The 22,715-nt window shown below is 51.9% G+C and carries 20 protein-coding genes; 10 read left to right on the top strand and 10 right to left on the bottom strand.

The window, feature by feature from the left end; genetic code table 11:
* Position 1: 1 nt before the first annotated feature.
* The 6 genes from HMPREF1141_RS07555 to HMPREF1141_RS07530 all read right to left on the bottom strand — a co-directional run bounded on the left by HMPREF1141_RS07555 (position 2) and on the right by HMPREF1141_RS07530 (position 5,702).
* Positions 2–472, bottom strand: a complete 471-nt coding sequence (locus tag HMPREF1141_RS07555) for a YhcH/YjgK/YiaL family protein (RefSeq protein WP_009062582.1) — start codon at positions 470–472, stop codon at positions 2–4.
* Complete coding sequence (locus HMPREF1141_RS07550; protein ID WP_009062635.1) at positions 469–1,524, bottom strand: sialidase family protein; 1,056 nt, start codon at positions 1,522–1,524, stop codon at positions 469–471. The genes HMPREF1141_RS07555 and HMPREF1141_RS07550 overlap by 4 nt, the downstream gene beginning before the upstream one ends.
* 6 nt (positions 1,525–1,530) lie before the next feature.
* On the bottom strand, positions 1,531–2,364 hold the full coding sequence (locus HMPREF1141_RS07545; RefSeq protein WP_009062661.1) for a carbohydrate ABC transporter permease: 834 nt from the start codon (positions 2,362–2,364) through the stop codon (positions 1,531–1,533).
* Between the two features lie 3 nt (positions 2,365–2,367).
* Positions 2,368–3,303 carry a sugar ABC transporter permease gene (locus HMPREF1141_RS07540; protein WP_009062820.1) on the bottom strand — a complete coding sequence of 312 codons (936 nt, stop codon included), beginning with the start codon at positions 3,301–3,303 and terminating at the stop codon, positions 2,368–2,370.
* An 86-nt stretch (positions 3,304–3,389) separates the two neighbouring features.
* On the bottom strand, positions 3,390–4,703 hold the full coding sequence (locus HMPREF1141_RS07535) for an ABC transporter substrate-binding protein (RefSeq protein ID WP_009062633.1): 1,314 nt from the start codon (positions 4,701–4,703) through the stop codon (positions 3,390–3,392).
* Positions 4,704–4,775: 72 nt separating this feature from the next.
* Positions 4,776–5,702 (bottom strand): dihydrodipicolinate synthase family protein, encoded by a 927-nt coding sequence (locus HMPREF1141_RS07530; RefSeq protein WP_035316728.1) that lies wholly within the window; start codon positions 5,700–5,702, stop codon positions 4,776–4,778.
* Positions 5,703–6,037: 335 nt separating this feature from the next.
* On the opposite strand from HMPREF1141_RS07530, the gene HMPREF1141_RS07525 reads away from it, so the two are divergent.
* The 5 genes from HMPREF1141_RS07525 to HMPREF1141_RS07505 all read left to right on the top strand — a co-directional run bounded on the left by HMPREF1141_RS07525 (position 6,038) and on the right by HMPREF1141_RS07505 (position 12,986).
* Positions 6,038–6,808, top strand: a complete 771-nt coding sequence (locus HMPREF1141_RS07525; RefSeq protein ID WP_009062781.1) for an IclR family transcriptional regulator — start codon at positions 6,038–6,040, stop codon at positions 6,806–6,808.
* A 285-nt stretch (positions 6,809–7,093) separates the two neighbouring features.
* Positions 7,094–8,584 (top strand): FAD-binding oxidoreductase, encoded by a 1,491-nt coding sequence (locus HMPREF1141_RS07520; protein WP_155863551.1) that lies wholly within the window; start codon positions 7,094–7,096, stop codon positions 8,582–8,584.
* 464 nt (positions 8,585–9,048) lie between these two features.
* Complete coding sequence (locus HMPREF1141_RS07515) at positions 9,049–10,224, top strand: site-specific integrase (protein WP_009062580.1); 1,176 nt, start codon at positions 9,049–9,051, stop codon at positions 10,222–10,224.
* Between the two features lie 528 nt (positions 10,225–10,752).
* Entirely contained in the window at positions 10,753–12,468 is a 1,716-nt protein-coding gene (locus HMPREF1141_RS07510; protein WP_009062592.1) for a methyl-accepting chemotaxis protein, read from the top strand.
* Positions 12,465–12,986, top strand: a complete 522-nt coding sequence (locus tag HMPREF1141_RS07505) for a chemotaxis protein CheW (protein WP_009062629.1) — start codon at positions 12,465–12,467, stop codon at positions 12,984–12,986. The genes HMPREF1141_RS07510 and HMPREF1141_RS07505 overlap by 4 nt, the downstream gene beginning before the upstream one ends.
* Before the next feature lie 236 nt (positions 12,987–13,222).
* Here the strand turns inward: HMPREF1141_RS07505 and HMPREF1141_RS07500 are convergent, their stop codons facing one another.
* Positions 13,223–14,599, bottom strand: a complete 1,377-nt coding sequence (locus HMPREF1141_RS07500) for a PhoH family protein (RefSeq protein ID WP_009062547.1) — start codon at positions 14,597–14,599, stop codon at positions 13,223–13,225.
* Positions 14,600–15,409: 810 nt separating this feature from the next.
* Here HMPREF1141_RS07500 and HMPREF1141_RS07490 point away from each other — a divergent pair.
* The 5 genes from HMPREF1141_RS07490 to HMPREF1141_RS07470 are packed head-to-tail and all read left to right on the top strand — an operon-like array spanning position 15,410 to position 19,838.
* The gene (locus HMPREF1141_RS07490) at positions 15,410–16,066 is read left to right on the top strand and encodes a metal-dependent transcriptional regulator (RefSeq protein ID WP_009062787.1); all 657 of its coding nucleotides are present in this window, start codon (positions 15,410–15,412) and stop codon (positions 16,064–16,066) included.
* 27 nt (positions 16,067–16,093) lie between these two features.
* Entirely contained in the window at positions 16,094–17,044 is a 951-nt protein-coding gene (locus HMPREF1141_RS07485; protein WP_009062598.1) for a zinc ABC transporter substrate-binding protein, read from the top strand.
* Between the two features lie 14 nt (positions 17,045–17,058).
* A complete protein-coding gene (locus tag HMPREF1141_RS07480; RefSeq protein ID WP_009062800.1) occupies positions 17,059–17,811 on the top strand; it encodes a metal ABC transporter ATP-binding protein in 753 nt (250 codons plus the stop codon).
* 1 nt (position 17,812) lies between these two features.
* Positions 17,813–18,736 carry an iron chelate uptake ABC transporter family permease subunit gene (locus tag HMPREF1141_RS07475; RefSeq protein ID WP_009062684.1) on the top strand — a complete coding sequence of 308 codons (924 nt, stop codon included), beginning with the start codon at positions 17,813–17,815 and terminating at the stop codon, positions 18,734–18,736.
* Positions 18,720–19,838: a metal ABC transporter permease gene (locus HMPREF1141_RS07470; RefSeq protein ID WP_009062446.1), complete on the top strand. Its 1,119-nt coding sequence runs from the start codon at positions 18,720–18,722 to the stop codon at positions 19,836–19,838. Before HMPREF1141_RS07475 ends, HMPREF1141_RS07470 begins: the two co-directional genes overlap by 17 nt.
* Positions 19,839–19,932: 94 nt before the next feature.
* Here HMPREF1141_RS07470 and citX read toward each other — a convergent pair whose 3' ends face one another.
* From citX to HMPREF1141_RS07455, 3 genes are read right to left on the bottom strand one after another with little or no spacing between them, the layout of a single operon-like run.
* Positions 19,933–20,445: a citrate lyase holo-[acyl-carrier protein] synthase gene (gene citX, locus HMPREF1141_RS07465; protein WP_009062819.1), complete on the bottom strand. Its 513-nt coding sequence runs from the start codon at positions 20,443–20,445 to the stop codon at positions 19,933–19,935.
* 24 nt (positions 20,446–20,469) lie between these two features.
* Positions 20,470–21,519, bottom strand: a complete 1,050-nt coding sequence (gene citC / locus HMPREF1141_RS07460) for a [citrate (pro-3S)-lyase] ligase (RefSeq protein WP_009062513.1) — start codon at positions 21,517–21,519, stop codon at positions 20,470–20,472.
* 7 nt (positions 21,520–21,526) lie between these two features.
* On the bottom strand, positions 21,527–22,384 hold the full coding sequence (locus HMPREF1141_RS07455) for a LysR family transcriptional regulator (protein WP_009062576.1): 858 nt from the start codon (positions 22,382–22,384) through the stop codon (positions 21,527–21,529).
* Positions 22,385–22,715 lie beyond the last annotated feature (331 nt).

Below are 22,715 nucleotides of genomic sequence, written 5' to 3'. Positions count from 1 at the left end.
CTCAGGAATTTCCTTCGGGTATTTTTATCTTTATAACCGCTTTTTTGATTGGCTCCGGGGTATCTGCGCACACAAGGGGCATGTGGGCGTCCTGCGGAAAGCAGACAACAAAGCTTTCGGGTACCATCGGCACAAAGAACCCCTGTCCGTTATCCCGGTAAAACGCAATATCCCGGTCTGTATCATACGACTCCTCCACAGTGAGCAGGCCGGTGTTTTGAAACCCGATCTGCTCTCTGCCAGAGATCAAATATTGAATATCGATGTAACGCTGGTGCGACTCCCAGCGGCTTTCTGTTCGGCTGCGGGTACAGGGCGCTTGAATCAGTACAAAAACCGAATCGCCATCAATCGGGTATTTCCCCGCTTCCAGAGTGGTCAGGTCTGTTTTCTCCAGATAACGCAGCGCAAGATCAAACAACGGAGACAGCCCGCGGTAAGAAAGCAGGTTGCTGCGATGGTCGTAGATCATAACCTCGCTTCCTTTCCTTGTTCCTCCAGCTCAAAACGCCAGAAAGAAACGTCCTTTCGGCAGTTGGTGTAGGTGACAAACAGGGAATTGTCGCTGTAATTGACCGAAGGGTACGAATATTCTCCCTCTGCTTCCTCCAGCGTGTAAATATCCTCCCAGGTTTGCCCGTTGTCCTCTGAAAGAGCCAGGTGCAGGGGAAAGCGCGGGCCCCAGCTTTCGCCTACCGGATTGTAAACCAGAAAAAGACGTCCGTCCGCCGTTCGGTCAAGGTCGATGCCGCTGTTGTTGTTCGGCAGGCTTGTGGCATAGCCCTCACACCAGGTTTCGCCGCCGTCCTGCGAATCGCTGCGGGCGATAAAGCCCTCCGACGTGCGCATGAGCATATGTACCTTGCCGGGCGCGGATTCCCACAAGGTGGGCTGAATGGCGCCCCGGCCGGTGAAGGACTGTTCCGAAACCGGAATCTCCTGATAGGTTAAGCTTTTTGTTCCCGTTCCGGCAAGGGGGATGAAAACCTCGCTGCTTTTGCTCCAGGTTTTTCCCTCGTCATCCGAGCGGTCGGCAAAGCTGCGCCATTGTCCGTTTTCCAGCGATGCCGGAGCCAGCCAGCGTCCGCTTGAAAGGACGATCAGCTTATTGCGCACGGGGCCGCGGCCGCCGACGTCGCCAGGGACAAGCTCGCGCGCGGGCGACCATGTGTGGCAGCCGTCATGGGATACGGAAGCCCAGGTTCGCCAGGAGGAAATTTCTCTTCCGATCTTGAAGAATAACCAGACGGAACCGTCCTTCTGCACAAAGAGGACCGGGTTCCAGTGAGGCAGACCGTTCTGCTGAAGAATCTGCGGCTTTTGCCAGCTGCCGCCGCTGCGCCTTGCGCCCCAGATGGCGACGTCGTCCTCGCCCTCGCGGCTGCCGGCGAACCAAACACAGAAGAAATCGCCGTTTGGAAGAATGGCCAGAGAGGAAGCGTGGCAGGATTCAAACGGGGGCTGTTCCCCCAGAATACTTTCTTTTTCGATCTGCCGGAACAGCCCGGCGATGTCTGTTTTCATTTTGTGTCACCCCTTAATCCCCGACGTTGCGATTCCCTCCACGAAATACCGCTGCAGCAGCAGGAAGACAATCATGGTTGGGATAATGGCCATACAGCAGGCCGCCAGAGCGGTGCCGTACTGGAACTGCGCGTTGGAGTTTACCGAACCCATGAACTGGGCGATCCCGACCGGGAGGGTCAGCATTTTGTCGGAGCGGATGGCGATCATCGGCCACAAAAAGCTGTTCCAATTTGCGATAAAGGTCAAAATGGTAACGGTAGAAAGCGCCGGTTTGGACAGCGGCAGCATAATCTTCAGGAAAATCGTAAACTCACCGCAGCCGTCGATGCGGGCGGCTTCTTCCAGCTCACGCGGCAGGCCTTTGAAAAAGCTCGTCAGTATAAAAATACTGGTGACGTTTGCCGCCGAAGGGAAGATAATAGAGGCATAGGTGTTGAGCAGGCCGATCTTGGCGCACATCAGATACAGCGGGATCATGTATGCCTGAATGGGGATCAGCAGCATCGTAACAATTGTGCCGTAAATCAGCTTGCGCCCGCGGAATTCAAAGCGCCCGAGCGCATAAGCCGCAAGAGACGACAGAAAAAGAATCATCAGCGTACCGCAAACGGCTGTAATCAGGCTGTTCGCGCCCCAGGAAAGGTAAGGGTATTTTTCCAGCACGGTGGTATAGTTGGAAACCGTGAAGGTGTCCGGAATCCATTTGGGCGGGTAACTCAGAATTTCGCTCTCAGGTTTGATAGAGCAGGCCAGCGCCCAGACGAGGGGAAACAGAAACACAACACAGATCACGATGAGAAGAATGTATTTTAAGCTTTGTCTCATTCCCTTTTCCATTTTTTACACCCCTTCGTCCACTTTTAGCAATTTGTTCTGAATAAAGATCATGATGACAAGGATGACGAGTACGGCAACTTCAATCGCTGAACCGTAGCCCATCTCGTAGTTTTGAAACGCAGAGGTATACAGATATTGCACCATCGTCAGGGTAGAGGTGCCCGGCCCGCCGTTTGTCATGACATAGATCTGGTCAAACAGCTGCACGGTGTTCACCATTGTCAGGGTGACTACCATAGAGGTTGTCGGTTTTAAGAGCGGCAGGGTAATTTTCATAAAGGTTTGAAAACGCGTGGCCCCGTCAATTAAAGACGCTTCGTACAGCTCCTTTGGGATTCCCTGAAGACCCGCAAGAAACAGAATGGTGTTATATCCTAAAAAGGACCAAATGATCACAATGGCAACAGAAATAAGGGCCACATGCTCATCTGTCAGCCAGTGTATTGCAGATCCTCCCATTTTCTTTATGTAAAAGTTCAAAATACCGAAATTGTTATCATACATCCAGTTCCAGATAATGCCGACGACCGCCGGAATCAGGACATAGGGGATGATCGCGACAACTCTGCCGACGTTTCTTCCGCGCATTTTTTTATTAAAAAAATTAGCGAGCAGAAGGCTGAGGATAATCAAGGGAGGTAATGTCAGAACAAAAAAGATGAGCGTATTGGTGATGGAGGTGTGGAAATTGCTGTCGGTCAGCATGCGTTTGAAGTTATCAATTCCAATAAAGGACAGCGACCCGGCAAGATCCCATTTACAGAAGCTGATGGCAATTCCCGCAATGCTTGGCCCAAGGCGGAATACGAAGAACACCGCCAGATACGGCAGCAAAAACAGCGCTGCGATTTTCCCCTGTGAGGCTCTCAGCGGTTTTGTTCCTTTGGTGCGGTTCAGATTCTGGGCGGCTTCGCCCGAACTCGTTTGTCTGTTGGACATACGCTTATCACTCCTTAGATGAGGAACAACATTCTAATAAAAGGGCGGGCAGCCTTGTTGGAGGATGCCCGCCGAAAGAAACCAGGTTAGCCTGCCAGAACTTTATTGATATCGCTCTCAAGCTGCTTTGTAATTTCAGCCGGGTCCTTGTCGTTCAGCATCGCATTCTGAGCGGCGGTGAGAATCGGGCTCGGAGCCGCGCTGGAGAATACCTTGACGGATTTCTTGTGTGCAGGCAGGAACTTGACATAATCCAGCTCGCTGTTATAGGCCTCAATGCCCTTGATCTTCGTTGCGGCCTGCTGTGCCTTTACGTTGGCGGGAATCTGACCGGAAAGTGCCCATTCGGCAGAGTTGTCGGAGAGCCATTTGATGAAGGTTTGGGCGGCTTTGACTTTGTCGGCATCCTTGTTGTTCGGGATTGCCAGCAGTTCAGATGCGCCCCATACTGCCTTTTCGCTGAAAATCTGCGGGTAAGCGGCGGTGTCCCAATCGAATTTAGCGGCGCTGTCTACGCCGGAGAGCTGCCAGTTGCCGTCGATTACCATCGCAACGGAGCCGGCCTTGAAGTCATCGATGGGGGATTTTTCGCCGGCGGGTGTTACCTTGTATTTGTAGACAAGATCCTCCAGGAACTGGAAGGCGGCGGAAGTCTTCTCGCTGTCGAGAGAAAGGGTGGTCATGTCGTCTGTGAAGGGATTATAGCCCTGTTGGTTCATCAGTGCAAAAGCCTGATAGAACGCATGATGGTTCTGCAGAAAGCCAAAACCGTACTGCTTGATGTTCGCAGCGTCAAAGCCGCTTTCCGTAGCATTTTTTCCGTTGGCGTCGACGGTGAGCTTCTGCGCAGCTGCAATCAGCTCTTCCTTATTGGTGGGGGCGCTGGCGATGCCCGCCGCTTTGAACAGATCCTTATTGTAATACAAAGCGTGCATGTTCACATCCAGCGGTACGCCGTACTGCACATCATTCAGAAGGGTGCCGTCCCAGGCGGTTTTGATGTAATCGCTGGAGCTCAGGTTCAGGCTCTTGATGGCGTCGGAACTCAGAACGCCCATGTCGACAAACTGCCCGAGCTCAAACGAGTGCATGGCAACGACATCCGGAGTGGAGCCGGCCTGATAGTCCGCAAGGAATTTCGTGAACATCTGCGACCACTGCAAAGAGGTAAAGGTAACCTGTACCTCGCTCTGGCTCTCGTTAAACTTCTTGACCAAAGCACTCATTTTGTCCAGGTCTCCACCGGTCCAGCCGCCGTAGTAATTGATGCTTACCGGGGCGGATGTGCCGCCTGAAGCGGCTCCGGAAGAGGTGCTGGTCTGTTGATTGCCTCCCGAGCATCCGGAAAACACAGAAGAAAGCATTGCAACGCTTGCCAAAACGGCAATAATTTTTTTCATTTCTTTTTCCTCCCAAATATTTTTTACAGTTACTGTTCCTGGGCCTCCCTGTTCGGTACGGCAACTGCAAATTTACGAAATTCCGAGTGTTGCCTCCAGCCTTTTTGTAAGCTGGGCCAGTTGAGAAAGCTCAAGCAGTTCCGTCGAGGTTTGTATGCTCTGCCTGCCTTTTCGTGCAACTTCTTTCATCGGTACACCAACCATGTTAAGATAGCACTTTGCATTTGCAGGGTAATTTTTCAGCTCTATGTAAGAACATGCCGTTAAAATATTCTGTAAGAAATCGGTTGTTTCAGGATCATCCTGCCAGTGCTTTACCAGCCAGGAATACAGCTTCATTTGAAAATTTGCCATCACGCCGCTGTAGCCTGAACCGCCGTGTTTCATGCTTTCTACCAAAGTAGCCGTATTTGCGTTGAACAGGTGGATTCCGCTGCCCTTTAAAATTTCGAGTTTTTCCCGAATCCGTTCCATATCGCAGCAGGTATCTTTTAAAAATGCGAAGCGACCGGTGGAAATGCAGTATTTCAAAATGGGAGGCGTCAACACCCTCTTGTAAGGAACCGGGCACTCATAAAAGCCCAGTTTGACGTCTTTCGGCAGTTGTTCAAGCAGGCGTTCCAGGCGTTCGATAAAGATGTCGTCACTTTCATTTTCTGCCGCAAGCCGGTTGCTGATGAGAATGACGGCATCCACATTTGTTTCGGCAATGCGGTTGAGTTCTTCAGCCTGATCCTTCAAATCGTAGGAAACATGGCCCGAGGCGATCACCGGGATTCGTCCGGCGGTTTTTTCCTTGACAAATTTGGTGAGCTTCACCCGCTCTTCCAAAGACAAATAAAAGATTTCGCTGGACTGGCAGGTTGCGAACAATCCGTCTGCTCCGTTTTCAATATACCATTCGATCAACGCACCAAGTGCGTTATAATCAATTTCATTATCACAGTGAAACGGGGTAATCATTGTTGGCCACGCCCCGTGCGCAAAGTTTGTACTCATAGACGGTAGTCCCTCCAAGCTGAAATGTTAGGTTAAATTCCGCTTTTTAAAATGCTGAGCAGCCATTCGTTCATCATTAATGAACGACGTTCTTCTATTTTGATTTTACTTTAGTTTTACATATGTGTCAAGTTGTTTTTAAAATTATTTATAAAAATATGTAAAACATCCAATAAAACGATAAATTTCTTTCTCTGCAGATAAAACTGAATTTAATTCTATAAGAGAGAATTGACTTTTTCAAAAGTTAATTTATAATAGATGAATATAGTTCTATTATGTGGAACAAGGCTCTCTGCATCTTAGATCACGACTGATTTTGGAGGAATTACAAAATGTCTAACGAAGAAAATTACCCCGAAGGAGTAAAAGTTCGTTCGCTTTATAAAGCGGTAAAGCTGTTGGATTATTTTAATTCCGCCCATCCGGAACGGGGAATCAGTGAACTGGCTGAGCTGAGCGGAATGTTAAAGAGCAGTGTTTATAATATAATGAGTACATTTGAATCCTGCGGAGTGGTGGAAAAGAATCCCAAAACCAGCCAGTACCGCTTGGGCTTGAAAATTTTGGAATGGAGCAATGCGCTGAGTCAGAACGATGTTTTTGGGCGTGTGATCCGCCCGTTTTTGGAAGAGTTGACAGACCGAACCGGTGAGACGGTTTTTTTGGCAACCCCTTACGGGACAAACATTATTTATCTGGAGGCGGCTTTTCCAAAGGGCGCGATGTCGGTGCGATCAATCAAGGGCGTTGTGGCGCCAATGTACTGCACCAGTCTTGGGAAGGCGATTCTTTCCCGCATGGAGCCATCTATGATCGAGCAGGTAATTGCGGCGGGCCTGGAGGCGTTTACACCATATACCATAACGGACGCACAGCGTTTCCGCGAAGAGATCGACCACATTCGTGCGGTGGGATATTCGGTAGATAATATGGAGCATGAATACGGAATCAAATGTGTGGGGGTCCCGATTTGCAACGGACGAAATCAGGTGATTGGCGGAATCAGCCTTTCCGGCCCTTCTCTGCGCTTCAATGAGCAGCAAATTGTGGAATATGCAAAACTGCTGGACGGATATGCGAATCAGATTCGCAACCACCTATGATTTGAAAGGCCAGGATTCAAAGTTCACGTGAACCCTGTTCCGCAGCGTTTATAAAAAACAAATCTGTGGAATTGAAAAGTAAACGGATTCTAAAAAGGAAGCCCCAAAGGAGCGGCACAGTAGGTTGTGCTGCTCTTTTGGGGCTTTAGGCGGTTGCTGTAATCATTTTCAAAAAGAGATGCGAAATGGCTTCCCACCACGCGCAATTGAACGGTAAACGCAGCGATTCATATAATAGAACACCTCTTTTTGTTTATTTTTGAAAAGAGAAAAAGGAGGGCGTATGTGTATAATGAGTGTTACCAAGGGTTGAGCGGACGCATTGTAACGCCATGCGACGCTTCCTATCATAGTGACCGACAAGACTGGAATCGTGCGGTGCAGCAGTTTCCGCTTATCATCAATTATTGCCGTACCGCGCAGGATGTCTCTCATGCGGTGCTGTGGGCCAGGCGAAACGGCGTACCTTTGCGCGTTCGCAACGGCGGCCATAATTACGAGGGGTATTCGAATGGCAATTGCGTTCTCGTGATCGATGTCAGCGAGATGAACGGAATAGAACTCGATGAGCAGCGGCAGACCGTACGCATACAGGGCGGCGTGACGAACCGGCAGCTGTATGACTATGTGTCTTCAAGAGGGTATCCCTTTCCAGGGGGCACCTGCCCGACGGTCGGCGTCTGCGGCTATGCGCTGGGCGGCGGCTGGGGGCTTTCGTGCCGCTATTTCGGGCTGGGCTGCGACAGTATAGAAGAGGTAGAGCTGATCGGCGATGAAGGGCAGCTGATTCGAGCGAACCGTCTGTACAATCCCGATCTGTTTTGGGCCCTGCGCGGCGCAGGCGGCGGCAATTTCGGAGTCGTCGTTTCCATGACGTTACGGCTGCCCCCGCGCATCGAGTATGTGACACTGATCGAAATCGATTATTACGGTGCGGATGCCGGAACACAGGCGCAGTTCCTTCAGACCTGGCAGGACTGGATCGGCAGCGCGGATCCGCGGCTGACGCTTCTGGCCAGAATCTATCATTCCGAGGCGGATGGCCTGTCCATGCTGGTTCGGGGCATTTTCTATGGAGAGGCTGCGGAAGCGGCGCAGCTCGTCCAGGCTTTTCTGGCGATACCAGGAGCGGTTTCCGATATCCGATATATGACCTTTCTGGAGGCGGTAACGATCCTTGGGGCTGCGTACCCGGAATTCGAACGCTTTCAGTCTGTCAGCCGGTTTGTTTACCGGTATTTCACTCCGGAAGAGGTTCAAAACATCGTAGGGCTGATTCAGCAGCGTGCCCCGGGCTCGGTCTATGCCGGGCTGTCCATGTATGCGCTGGGCGGGCAGGTGGCGGCAGTCGGCGTAGACGATACGGCCTTTTTCCATCGCAACGCACACTATATTCTATGGCTCGAAACCATCTGGGAGGACGACCGCTTTGCCGCAGAGAATTCCGAGTGGATCAACCGTCAGCTTCAGAGTCTGATACCGCTTACGACCGGGTCTTATGTGAATTTCCCTTATTCGCAGCTTTACTGGTATCAGAGCGAGTATTATGGATATCATTTGGCCGAGCTGAAGGCGATCAAGCAAAAATATGATCCTTGTGATATCTTCACTTTTCCGCAGGGTCTGGGACAGCGTGAGTGCTGCCGGGCGGAACAGCCGCCCTTCGCGGCAGAGCAGATCCCGCTTTGTGCGGAGGAATCCCCCGCACAAATGTCAACCATGCGCACCAATTACCGGGGATTCCGATATGTTGGACCCCGGCCCGAATCCCTTTAGATTTTTTCTATGCACAAAGAAACAAAAAAGCGTTCCGATATTAACAATCGGAACGCTTTTTTTAGAGCCTTTACAGCAACATTCTGAGAACACTATGATATGGTATATTATGGATAAATCATCCGGAATATCTGCTGCGGTTGTTTTAAAAAAGCAACCGCAGCAGATAGAATAGAAGCTTTGCAGCAATCTATAGTTTCAGTTTTTACTCAGGCGCGGCTGGCGAAAATGGTCGAAAAAAGCCGAAATTGTCGCAGTTTATCCTAAACGAAGACCGCTTCGATTTGACAAACTATGACAATTTTCATTATATATTATCTTATTTTGCTTGTCAATCTGACGCTCAATACAGTCTTGGGCAGAAAGTACAGATAATTTTTAATGAAAATGCAGACCTTTTTTCGTTGGTTTGAAAAGTATCGCCGTCAGCAAAAAACGTCACATTTGAAAGGAGACATTTGAGAATGCCACGCAAAGGAGAAAATATTTATAAACGCAAGGATGGACGATGGGAAGGGAGGGTGCTAAAGCTGGACGGAAAATATCGGTACCTGTATGCGAAAACCTATCGGGAAGTTCGTTCCAAGATGAAAGATACGCGGGAGTTAAACAAATTCGTCAATACAAAGAGAACAAACAAGAAAGAAAGCGCCGCCGATTTGTTCGAGGCATGGTTATCTGGGGAGATCATGACCCGTTTGAAACCCTCTACTTACGAGAACTATTATCACTGCATCAACAAATATGTGATCCCTTATTTCAGGCTTCCCGGTAACGTGCAGCTTTCGGAGGAGTCGATCAGGCAATTGGTGGAAGAGATCAATCAAAACGCCGCGATTTCCGTATCGTACCGAAGGAAGATCCTCTCCATTCTCAAAACGGCGCTTCGGGAAATATACAGAGATGTTCCGAATCACCCCTCCGTCGCAGAGCTTGTGACCCTCCCTAAAGTGAGGAGCAGCAAGGAGGTGCCGGTGTTCTCTATGAAGGAGCAGCGGATGATTGAGCATGTCGTGCAGCAATCGGAGGATAAAAGACTTTTGGGGATCATGCTCTGCTTTTACTCCGGGATCCGCCTGGGCGAGCTTTGTGCCTTGAAATGGGAAGATTTTGATTTTGAGGCCGGTGCCGTGTCCATCACGCGCACGGTGTCACGCATCCGGAATCGCGAACCGAACGGAGAAAAGACCGTTCTTCATGTGGGAACCCCCAAAAGTGAAACCTCGTTAAGAAAAATCCCACTGCCGGCCTTTTTGCTCCGGCTGATCGAAAAATACAGCCTCCCTTTTGAGGAGGATGATTGTTATATGCTCTCCGGGAAAGCGGCCCCCTTCGACCCGCGAATCTATCAGAGGATGTACAAGAAAGTTCTGGCGGCGGCGGGGGTCAAAGATCGAAAATTCCACACGATCCGCCATACCTTTGCAACCAGGGCATTAGAGCTTGGCGTCGACATCAAAACCCTCAGTGAAATACTGGGGCATTCCAGTGTAAACATTACGCTGAATGTGTATACACACTCTTTGATGGAGCAGAAAAAAGTCGCTATTGAAAAGTTCAATGAAATGCATGTGATGTATATGAAACCGGTGCCATTCGCCGTCGATTCTGCCGTCACGGCCTCCCGTGTATCCGGATAAACCTTGAACCCCCCCCTGCTGCGCTTCGTTTAGGATAAACTGCGACACTGCAGAGCAGCTAATTTATTCTATTATATCCTCTGCAAAGATCAAAGATTCAAAAATTTATTCAAAGACAATTTGGGAGAGATCTCTGAGATACATATTGTGAAACAGCAAGAAAAGAAGATGTTTCCTGCGTTGAAGAAGGAATCTTCACGCGGCATAGAAGAGATCATCCTGGCCCGAGGACTCTGCTGTGGCAGAAAAACTGATTGACAGCACGTAAAAAAACCAATGAGCGACTGACTCGGGTGTGCGGATTCATGCGGCCACTGCGAAAGAAAGCTCCCATTCCGGCGAGGAGCCTTCCCGGCAGGACCAACGCTTTATGGGAGGAGGTTGGTGAAAACCGGCAAAAGCTTCGCTGGAAGAGGATGCGGATCCGAATTTCATTCATGGGAATATCTCAAAACGGGGTCGCATCCGAAGGACAGAAAAGTGTCATGGGAATCCGGAGAAAACACAATACAGGAGGGTTTCAGGGTTATGAAGAGATTCAAAGATTTTAGCATTTCACGCAAGCTGCTCACGGGGTTTCTCAGCTTGGTATTCGGTATGATCGTCGTAGGAGTTGTAGGCGCTTTCGGCCTGGTTCAAATGCATAATATGGATGTCTATTTGTATGAGGAGCAGACCGCCCCCATTAAAGAAATTTACGAAGCTTCCAGCAGCCTTTTGCTGGTGCGCACAGAGGTTCGCGGCGGAATGATCTACGCAGGCGATCCGCAAAAGGTAGACGAATATTATCAAAAATATTTGCAGGAGAAAAAAGATTACGATACCGCCATGCAGGCGTACAGGCAAACCATATACCGTCCCGATTCCATCGCGCTGTACGAAGAGACCACCAAACTGATTGAAAACATGTATATTCCAGCTCTGGAAAAATCCTTTGCAAGCTCAAAATCGGGGGATAGGGATGGAGCCATGAATGCGATTGTGAGCATTTCGAATGAAATGGACACCATCTACAATAATCTTGAAAAACTGGTGGACAACCGGATGGCGGAAGCAAAGCAGACCAGTGATTCCAATGGCACTACAGCCATGCTGCTGATCGCGATTCTGGCCGCCGTGAATGTGATTGGCGCGGTTGCCGCGATTTTCTTAGGGCGCCGGATTTCTGACAGCATCAGCAAGCCCATCGGGCGCGTTTCAGACGCCGCCGGACAGATCGCACTTGGCCGGGTGGATATCGACCTGAGCGATGTCGATTCCAAAGACGAAACCGGCGCGCTGGCGGTGGAATTTACCAGGATGCTGGAAGGGATCCGCAAACAGGTACAGGTTGCGGAGCGGATCAGCAACGGTGATTTTACCCAGCAGGTTCCCCTGCGCTCGAATGTGGATGTGCTGGGACTCTCTCTGCAGAAAATCGAGGACGACCTCAGCGCCACCCTGAAAACGATCAGTGTGGCGGCGGAGCAGGTCAACACGGGGTCGGAACAGGTATCCGCCGGTGCGCAGGCCCTGTCCTCCGGCGCCACAGAACAGGCAGCCACAGTGGAGGAGCTCAATGCTTCTGCGGTAAGCGTTGCGCAGCAGGCAGAACAGAATGCTGTCAGCGTCAGAAAAGCGATGGACTATGTGGAACAGGCCGGCAAGGGAGTTACGGAAAGCAATAAGCATATGCAGAATCTGAATACCGCCATGCGGGAAATCGGAACGTCTTCACAGGAGATTTCCAGAATCAGCAAGCTGGTAGAAGACATCGCGTTCCAGACCAACATCCTTGCACTGAACGCCGCGGTGGAAGCAGCCCGGGCCGGAAGCGCCGGAAAGGGCTTTGCGGTAGTCGCTGACGAAGTGCGCAATCTGGCCGCAAAATCCGCGGAAGCTGCCAAGCAGACCTCTGAACTGATTCAGAAATCCGTATTGACTGTATCTGAGGGAGAACGGCTTGCCGATGAAACGCTGAAGCTGTTGGTAACTGTTTCGGAAAAAGCGCAGATGGTGGATCATGCGGTGCGCGAGATCGAGTCTGCCTCTTCGGAGCAGGCGGCGGCCATCGAACAGATCAATCAGGGGCTTTCGCAGGTATCGGCTGTGATACAGACCAACGCCGCCACAGCAGAAGAGAGCTCCGCCTCCAGTGAAGAGCTGGCCGCTCAGGCGCAGGCCCTCCAGAGCGAGGTTTCCAGGTTCAAGCTGGCGGGCGGCCGTGAATGGGCGCTCCCACGCGAAAAGGAGCTGTTGATATGAAAGTGCAGGAACGATTGGATTCGCCGCACCAGGAGGATGAGGAGATCAAAAAACGGTACCTGACCTTCTGGATCGAGCATCAGCTGTTTGGGATGCCCATCGCGCAGGTGGTTCAGATCGTGGGAATACAGGAGATCACCGAGCTGCCGGATCAGCCGGACTACGCCAAAGGGGTCATCAGCCTGCGCGGGCAGATCATTCCCGTCATCGATGTGCGCCTTCGGTTCGGGAAAAGGGAAGCGGAGTACACAGACCGAACCTGTATCATCATTACCCGCGTATCCGGCCGCGATTTTGGCCTGATTGTAGACGAGGTGGATGAGGTCACCGACATCCTGCCGGAGCGGATTTCCCCGCCGCCCCAAATGAAGAAAGAAACAGTAGAGACCTATCTGACCGGGATTGCCCGGCTGGGAGCGGCGGAGGACCAAAAGGATAAAATTGTCCTGCTGGTTCATCCCGGAAGAATCCTTGGCGAGGAGGAAGCCGAGGCCTTGGCGGAACCCGCGAAAGAATAGCAAAAACGGAGTGCTGTGGGCCAGCTGACAGCAGCCCAAAATTTCTAAAAGTGGTATGGCGCTGGTGGTATTGGCCAGCAGTATTGAGAAACTTTAAGAATACAAAAAGCCTGATCACAGCCCGGAAAAGCTGTGATCAGGCTTTTTTGTATGAGATGTGGGCAATCGGTTTTGCAGGCAGGCTCTATCAGTCTGGCCTTTCATCAAAAGCAGAAATTGATACGGCAAGGGGATTTTCAGAGAGTGCACTCGGCCAGCTTGGCCAGCGGGCTTCGTTCTACCTCGCTCAGCGTGATGTGACCGGTCAGGTTCGAGTTTTTCAGCCGTTCCACAAGGTAAACCAGGCCGTTGGAACGGGAATCGACCAACGAATTGTCGATCTGGTTGTCGGTAGGGTCACCGATAAAAATAAACTTGGAGTTCTGGCCTGCCCGGGTCAGCATCAGCTTTGCAATGTGCGGGGTGGTTTCCTGTGCCTCATCCACAATCACGATCGCGTCGGACAGGGTTCTTCCCCGCATATAAGTGAAGGTTTTCATGTCGATGACGCCGGTGTTTTTAAAATGCTCGATCAAAGAATCTACCGTTACGTTGTCCTCTGCGCAATTCTTTCTGGGCTTGCGGCTTCGTTCGCGGTACATCAGATTTTCGATGGCGTCATAAAAGCTCCCCATCCACGGGCGGAGCTTTTCCTCTTCATTTCCGGGGAGGAAGCCGATGTCGTCCCCCGCCGGGACAACCGGACGGACAAACACGATTTTTCGGTAAGCGCGCTGCTCCACCACCTTTTCCAGCGCGACGGCCGTTGCAAGAATGGTCTTTCCAGAGCCTGCTCCGCCTGTTATGGAGACGAACTTTACGGTATCGTCCATCATGAGCTCAAAGGCCATTTTCTGCTCCAGATTGAGGGGGGTCAGTCCCCAGGCCATCCGGTTTTCATACCGCAGGGGAACGAGCTTTTCCCCATCGAAACGGGCGACTGCCGTGTGCTCCGGGTTATCTCTGGCGTGGATCAGCACGAACTGATTTGGGCAAAGCGAAAGCTTTTTGGGGCACTTCAATCCCGATTCATACAGCTTATCGATTTCTTTAGAGGAAAAGACCGTGGTCGTATGGCCTTGATACAGATCGTCGAGAATGACACGGTCGGTTTCGTAATCCTCCGATTTCAGGCCGAGTACCTCCGCTTTCAGGCGCATGCAGATGTCTTTGGATACAAGGATCGTGGTTGTTTCCGGTTCTTTTTTCTGAATGCTGAGCGTGGTGAGAAGAATGCGATTGTCGTTTTTCTTCAAATCCAGCTCGTCGGCGTATTCCGGCATATTATGATAACCGTTCGGTTCCACCCGGAACAGAATGTTTTTTTCAAATGGGATTCCCGCCTGAATGCTCTGCTGCGATCTTCCCTCCACGATTTTGGAAAGCTCACGTACCGCCTGCCGCGCCTGGCAGCCGCACAGGCCTTCGCGGGATTTCAGGGAGTCCAGCTCTTCCAGAACCACCATGGGCAGGATCACATTGTTCCCTTTAAAATTGCAGATGCATCCCGGGTCGTGCAGTAATACATTTGTGTCGAGAATATAGTTTTTTCTGGCTCCATTCTTCTGCTGCATAGTTACCTCCAAATAGTCATTTTGTGTTACAAAACGGATGAGAGATTCAGGAGAAAAGCTTTTGGTTTTTATCAAAACAAAGCGGCACCACATCAAGCTATGTGGTGCCGCTTTGGCGCGCAATTGGCCGCAAAAACAGAGAAATGGAAAGGATTCAGATTGTCCGCACGTTTGCAGGGCGAAAATTGCCTCTCCCGCAGATTCAGGAAAGGACCCGGCGTTTCTATTCCTTGCCGCTTGATCGAAGCAGGCCGGTTTGCGTGCCTGTTTTCTTTTATCAGACGTTCGCTCCGGGCTTTTGTCATTCTCATCGCCTCTTATGGTAAGGATACGCTTATTTTGTTCAGAGAAGGTTATTACCAGATTAGAAATCATCAAAGGAAAGCTTTTCCGCAGCGATGATCTGTTTCGTCAGCTTTTTCCGGCGGCAGGGGAAAAGGGCAAATGTCTCTCAACAAGAGGCCTGCCTTTGGAGAAAGGAACCCATTCTGTTTCAGTGCTTTTTAAAATCCGCACTTCCAGCGTTTACTGAGTCTATTGCATTTTCAAATGTTTAGGTATATAATATAATAAATTTTAGGTTTACCTAAATTAAAGGGACACATACTCGAAAAAACGCTTTCAAATCGTCCATCAGACCCCAAACACACTCGAGTCCCCAAAACCTGTAACACTTTCAGGTCTTCTTCATAAATTAGTTTAGGGAAAATTACTTTCCCGCGACTAACGGTTTACGGGACGTTTTCAAAGCGTTGGCGGATAGATAAAATTTGAAAAGCTTCAGAATCGAAAAAGCAGGAGGATATGGCTATGACACCCAATAAGGAAGATTATTTAAAAGAGATTTACAAGCTCGGCGGTATGGAAGAGCAGGTAAGTAATAAACAAATCGCGGAATCCCTGCAGATTGCCCCGGCTTCTGTCACAGAGATGCTGGGAAAATTGAAGCGGGAGGGCCTGATCCATTATGAGCCCTATAAGGGTTCCCGCCTGACAGACGCGGGAATGCGCATTGCCATTACACTTGTGCGCGGGCACCGGCTTTGGGAAGTGTTCCTGATGCGTCATCTGGGGTATTCCTGGAGCGAGGCGCATGAAGATGCCGAGCTTTTGGAGCACATTACCCCCTCGCGCCTGACGGCCCGGCTGGATCAGTTCCTCAATTACCCTGCGTACTGTCCCCATGGCAGCGCGATCCCCCACCCTGACGGGCAGGTCGATCTGACTCCGCTGCAGCCGCTTAATCTGCTTCCCATCGGGCAAATCTCTCACATCCGCCGGGTAACGGAGGAAAAAGAGCTGCTGGACTATTTACAGGCCAGCGGTATCACCATTGGGAGCGCTGTCCGGATTGTGGAGGCCGGGGCTTATGAAGGCCCCTTAACGCTTGATCTGGAGGGGGAACAGGTTCAGATCAGTTATAAAGCCGCCTGTCACATCTACGTTGACGAGACAGCACGGCTATAACACCAAATATAATTTAGGAGGTTTCTTATGAATCAAAAATGGAAAGGGCTTCTGGCAGCATTTTTCAGTTGTGCGCTTTTGCTGACCGGGTGCTCCGCCCCCGCGGCGAACACGAATTCCGCAAACCCGGAAAAGGAGCAGCTGAATGTTGTTGCCACCACCACCATGCTTTCCGATCTGTCCTCCATCATCGGGGGAGACCGTGTTGCGGTGGAGGGGCTGATGGGGCCCGGTATCGATCCTCATCTGTATCAGGCCAGTGCGGGTGACGTTTCGCTGATGCAGAAAGCGGATGTGGTCGTATATAACGGCCTGCATCTGGAGGGCAAGATGGGCGAAATTTTTGAAAGTCTGTCCGGTCAGCAGGGCCTGACCGTGATTTGCATCGAAAAGGGGCTGGACGAATCAAAGCTGCTTGCGTGGGAGGATGACAGCTCGGTGCATGACCCGCATATCTGGTTCGATGTTTCTTTGTGGGAGGATGCCGCAAAAACAGTGGCGGAGGGCCTTTCGCAGGCCGATCCCGAGGGAAAGGCCGATTATCAGGCCAATCTGGAGGCTTACCTGAAAGAGCTGGACGAAACCGATGCCTATATCCGCAGCAGGGCAGCCGAGCTGCCGCAGGCGCAACGCGTTCTGGTCACGGCGCACGACGCGTTCCAGTACTTTGGCAAGGCCTATGGATTTGAGGTGCGCGGCCTGCAGGGCATCAGCACCGATTCTGAGGCCGGCACGGCAGATGTCAGCGAGCTTGCCAATTTTATTGTGGAACGGAAGATCAAGGCCGTCTTTGTGGAGTCCTCTGTCCCGCGCAAAACGATTGAGGCGCTGCAGGCAGCGGTTAAGGCAAAGGGCTTTGATGTTGCCATCGGCGGCCAGCTGTATTCCGATTCGCTGGGGGATGTGGCTTCGGGAGCAAATACGTACATCCTCACGGTGAAAGCCAATATTGACACCATTGTGGATGCCTTAAAATGACGGGAGGGAGCAAAATGAAAACGCAGCGCAGCTACGCGGTAGAGGTTGAAGATCTCACCGTGGCCTACGATGCCAAGCCCGTTTTGTGGGACATCGACCTGAAAATCCCCAAGGGAAAGCTGATGGCGGTCGTTGGCCCGAACGGGGCGGGGAAAACAACTTTGATCAAAGCCATGCTGGGGCTTTTGAAGCCTGTGACCGGCGCGGTTCGCTTTTTGGATGGGGACAGCGATGTGCGGACGCTGAAAAACCGGATCGGCTATGTTCCGCAGAGCGGCAGCGTAGACTGGGATTTTCCGGCCACGGTGCTGGATGTGGTGCTGATGGGCTGCTACGGAAAGCTCGGCTGGATCCGTCGTCCCCGCAAAGCGGATGTGGAGCTGTCCCGGCAGATGCTGGCCAAGGTGGGGATGGAGGAATACTCCTCCCGCCAGATCAGCCAGCTTTCGGGCGGCCAGCAGCAGCGGGTGTTCCTTGCCCGGGCCTTGGCGCAGGAGGCCGAGGTCTACTTTATGGATGAACCATTCAAGGGGGTGGACGCCCAAACGGAGCGGGCCATCGTGACCCTGCTGAAAGAGCTGAAGGAACAGGAAAAAACCGTTGTGGTGGTTCACCACGATTTACAGACCGTGCCGGATTATTTTGATTGGGTGACCCTGATTGATCTGCGCGTGGTTGCCAGCGGGCCGGTGGAAGAGGTGTTCCACGAAGAAAACCTGAAAAAGACCTACCACAGCTCCGGCACGCTTTTAAGGAGCGTGGGATAACATGAGCAGCATTCTTGCTTTATTTCAAGACTATACCTTTCAGACCGTGGCGCTGGGCTCCACACTTCTGGGGCTGATCAGCGGGGTGCTGGGGAGCTTTGCCGTACTGCGCAAGCAAAGCCTGCTGGGGGACGGCGTGTCTCACTCTTCGCTGCCCGGCGTCGTGATGGCGTTTGTCCTGCTGGGCAGTAAAAATACAGAGGTGCTTTTGCTGGGCGCGCTCGTTTCGGGTCTGCTGGCTACCTTGCTGATTATCAGCATCGTGCGGCATACCCGCGTTAAATTCGACAGCGCTCTGGCGCTGGTTATGTCCGTGTTCTTCGGGCTGGGGCTGATTCTGCTCACCTATGTGCAGAAGATTCCCAACTCCAATCAGGCTGGGCTCAAACGCTTTATTTTCGGGCAGGCGTCTACGCTGCTGCAAAGAGACATTGAATTAATGATGATCTGCGGGCTCGTTCTGCTTGCTCTGGTTCTGCTGTTCTGGAAGGAATTCAAGCTGGTCACCTTTGACAGCGATTTTGCGCAGAGCATTGGATTTTCCCCGAAAAAGCTCAATCTGCTGCTGTCGTTTATGATTGTGCTGGCCATCATCATCGGGTTGCAGACGGTGGGCGTCATCCTGATGAGCGCGATGTTGATCACTCCCGCCGTGGCGGCCCGCCAGTGGACCAACCGGCTGTGGGTGATGGTGACGCTTTCCGCGCTGTTTGGTGCCGTATCCAGCGTTGCGGGAACGGCCGCCAGCTCGCTGGTTCCCAAGCTGCCCACCGGCCCGGCCATTGTGGTATGCGTCAGCATCATTGTCGTGGTCAGCGTGCTGTTTGCGCCCGGCCGGGGAATTCTGCACCGGCTGTACCGCCGCAGGAAAAACAGGATTCTTTACAAGCTGGAGGGAGGTGTGCCGAATGGCTCCGCAACTTGAAATCCAAATCATCGCCGTGATCGTTGCGGTGGTCTGCGCGCTCCCGGGAACCTTTCTGGTGCTTCGAAAAATGTCGATGATGTCCGACTCCATCACACATACCATTCTGCTGGGGATTGTGCTGGCCTTCTTTGTTACGCACGATCTGTCCTCACCGTTTCTGATTCTGGGCGCGGCGCTGATGGGCGTCGTGACCGTATGGCTGACAGAGCTGCTGAGCCGCACCCGGCTGCTGGCCGAGGACGCCGCGATCGGGGTCGTGTTCCCGCTGCTCTTTTCCATCGCCATCATTCTGATCACTCGCTATGCCGGGTCGGTGCATCTGGATACCGATTCTGTGCTTTTGGGGGAACTGGCCTTTGCCCCCTTTGACCGCATGATCGTAGGCGGTGTGGATATCGGCGCAAAAGCAATTTACACAACGGGAGTTCTGCTGCTGATCAATCTGGCGGTGATCACTCTGTTCTTCAAGGAACTGAAGCTGGCCACGTTTGATTCCATGCTGGCCGCCGTAGTGGGTTTCTCTCCGGCTCTGGTTCATTATGGCCTGATGACGCTGGTCTCTTTGACCACGGTAGGCGCGTTTCAGGCGGTAGGCTCGGTACTGGTTGTTGCGTTTATGATCGGCCCCCCGGTAACGGCTTATCTGTTGACGGACGATTTGAAACGCATGCTGCTGCTCAGCGGTGCGATCGGCGCGGTCAACGGGGTTCTCGGCTATCAGCTGGCAGCTTTGCTGGATGTTTCGATTGCGGGGAGCATGGCTGTGGTAACGGGCCTGGTGTTTCTGCTCGTGTTTATTTTTGCCCCTCACAGGGGCCTGATCAGTGCCCTGCGCAGACGGAGCAATCAGAAGGTCGAGTTTGCCAAGGCGACGCTGCTTTTTCACCTCTCCAATCACGAAAATAGCGAGGAGGAAGCGGCGGAAGCGGGGGTTGACACGATACAGGTACATCTGCGCTGGACTCCGGAATTTACGGCGAAGATCATGCGGTTGCTGGAGCGCGAAGGGAATATCCGCCTGCTCGACGGTCTGGCCAGACTGACGGACGAAGGCCGCCAGACCAGCATCCGCAACTACAATACCTTATTTTCCAGATAAGGTTTTATCATCCGATTTAACTAAAAAAGAAAAGGCAGGGAAACGTTTTGTTTCCCTGCCTTTTGTCTTTTTGGTGGTTCTGGGACAGAGTACATCAACGCGCAAAATACTGTGTAAGCATCTGCCCAATTTTTTGCTGCATTTTTTCTACCGTGTGTTTTCTGGCCCGGGCACATTCCCATACGTCCGCGCCGCAGATCAGGCATTTGCGCGCGCTTCCCCGCGAGAGCTTTTGCCCATCTGTCCCGATGATATCAATGTCGAACAGGCGGCCCAACGGGTGCCGCTCTTCAATGGCAGAAGTCTGCTCTTTTAGCAGCTCTGCGTCCTGCCGGATACATAAAATCCATTCGTCACCGGTCGGCTTGTGGATTTCCGTCTCTTCCAGAATGATACAATCCGTGCTTTGCAGCACGGCGGCGATTTCTTTTTGACCGTCAAAAAACAGCCTTTGAATTTCGGGAGAGGTCTTGATCGGCCCCGGGATATTCAGGCAGAAAGAGAGCACCGGCAGATGGTGCTTTGACTGGTACCGGGCCTGAATGGCGGCGCGCTGTTCCCGGCAGTCCAGCATTTGCTCCAACGAAACCTCTTGCCCCAAAAGCATAACATCCCTTCTTCCTCTGAATGGTCAATAATGGATCACATGGTCAGCGGCTTTGATTTTTTGAATAATAGGGGCGGCTTCTTCACTCAAAAAGAAGAGGTAGGTGCTTTCGGGTACCAGAGACCGCACGGCGGAAAGGTTCCCCTCCTTGATAGCCTGGCGGACAGTGGAGGCGCTGATGGGTTTGCCTTGTGATTCCTTTCGCGGAATCACAAGGCATTCAATCCCGGCCTTTGGGAGTTCCTCCTGCATGGTACGGTTGTAAATTGCCGTCACCTGACTGGTCGGCTCCTCCCCGACATAGCGGCGGGTAATGCCAAGCACCTCCGCAATTTTGATAAAGATCGTCAGATCGAGCAGAGCATGGCTGTGAATGACCGTTTCGGCGTCCTTCAGAAAATAGCTCGGAAAGGTGGCGTTGCTGATAATATACGGACCGCTGTCGTGATAGCAGATGTTTTTCAAATAGGCGGTTCCTTCCATGACAAGACGCTTTCTGACAGGGAAGGGTACCAAACTGACGTCCTCGCTGACAATGAACAGGTGCAGCACCTCGTTTTCCGTGGCGGCCTTCTCCACCAGGTACAAATGCCCTAACGTAAACGGGTTTGCGTTCACGACCAGAGCGGCCGCTTTTTGTCCGCTCTTTTTCTGCGTGCCAAGGTTTTTCAGGTAATCTGAAAATCCGGTGCGCTGATTCTCCATGAAAACGACGCGATCCGTAACCCGGGCGATTTCATAGAATCCCAAATCCTGAAAAAACTTGGCGGAGCTGCATTTGGTGTACAAAAACAGGCGGGTGTTCCCGCGGGCGAATTGAATTTCGGTCAGGTGGGTCACGACTGCGTTCATCAGGCCTTCGCCCTGGTGGGCGCCGTCAACCGCCAGGCAGCGAAGGGTGTTCCCAAAGCAACTGCCGGTTGCGATCATGCTGCCATCTGCGTCAAAGATTCCGCAGGTGTAGTCCAGGTTCTGGTCGCGGCTGATTCCCTCCGCCTGCAAAAGCGCATCTACCAGCCGGTTGCCCTTGATGTCGCTTGCGTAGATGCGCGAAATGGTGTAATCGATTCTCATGTTCTGATTATCCTCTCTGTTTTTTCACCGTGTCGATAAAGGCTTTGACCTGGGGAAGAGCAACCACGGTGTCATAATACATCAGGTATGTGGAGCGGACAAACGGCTCCCCGTTTTGAAAGGAAAGCGGAAAAACCGAGCCGGTAAAGTTTTTCAGGCAGATTTCCGGAACAATAGACCACCCAAGCCCCCGGGATACCAGCTCTACGCAGGTGGTGATGTTATCCGCGTAGATGCCCTGCCGTTCCGGCTGAAAATGCTGCTCGCGCATCCATTGCGCCATCTCGCGTTCAAACATACGGTCCGTCTTTCTCCCGATATACGGGAGCTGATGAAGCGGCAGGGTCTGTTCCCTGCCGGGACAGATCGCGCAGATGTTTTCGCGGCCCAGCAAAATTTTACTTCCGGTCCATTCGTATTCGCCGCGCAGGATCGCGACGTCGATCGCGCCGCTGAGCAGCCGGGTATACAGGTTGCGGCTGTAATCGGTCTGAATGTGTGTGATGACGTGGGGATACCTTGTCTGGTAGTCGGCCAGAATGTCCGGCAGGCAGTACAGGGCGTAATTGATGGAAATGCCCGCGTTCAGGGTGCCGCATACATAGCCCCTACTTGCATCGATGGTTTCCCGCATCAGCCTGAGCTGGTGCGCGGCCTCTGCGGTGCGCCGCAGCACCTCTTCGCCCTCCGGCGTAAAATGGATGCCCTGGCGCGAGCGCAGGATCAGGGTGACGCCCAACTCCTGCTCGATCGCGCTGATCCGTTTGGAAAGGGAGGACTGCGTCACATACAGCAGATCTGCCGCGTGAGTGATGTTCCGGGTTTCTTTCAAAGTGGCCAGCAGCTCAAAATCACGTTCGTCCATTCTGATCCTCCCCAAAAGTGTTTGTCTGTAAATAGAACGAATTCGGAATCGATCTCGTAAGCATTCCATTCTGAATCAGAATCCCTGCGCTTTGCCGAATCCTCAAAGAGTATTCCCCGAAAAGCGGCTCCGTGCGGAATCACAAGAGTGTTGCTAAGCTTATTATACAAGGCTTCGGCGATTTGTAAACAAATTGATGTATTCTGAATTTGCATGGAAATCGAGGCAAAAGAGGACTTTTACATTTCGTTCTGATTGCTGTTAAATAAAGAAGAAAGAAAAAATCGTTTCCCAATTGGAATTGTTGAACTGAAAATACATAAAGGAGTTG

This window comes from Clostridium sp. MSTE9 (assembly GCF_000277625.1).
Lineage (GTDB): Bacteria > Bacillota > Clostridia > Oscillospirales > Acutalibacteraceae > Faecalispora > Faecalispora jeddahensis.
Note: the sequence above shows the minus strand (reverse complement) of the source record. Positions and strands in the feature narration are given on the sequence as shown.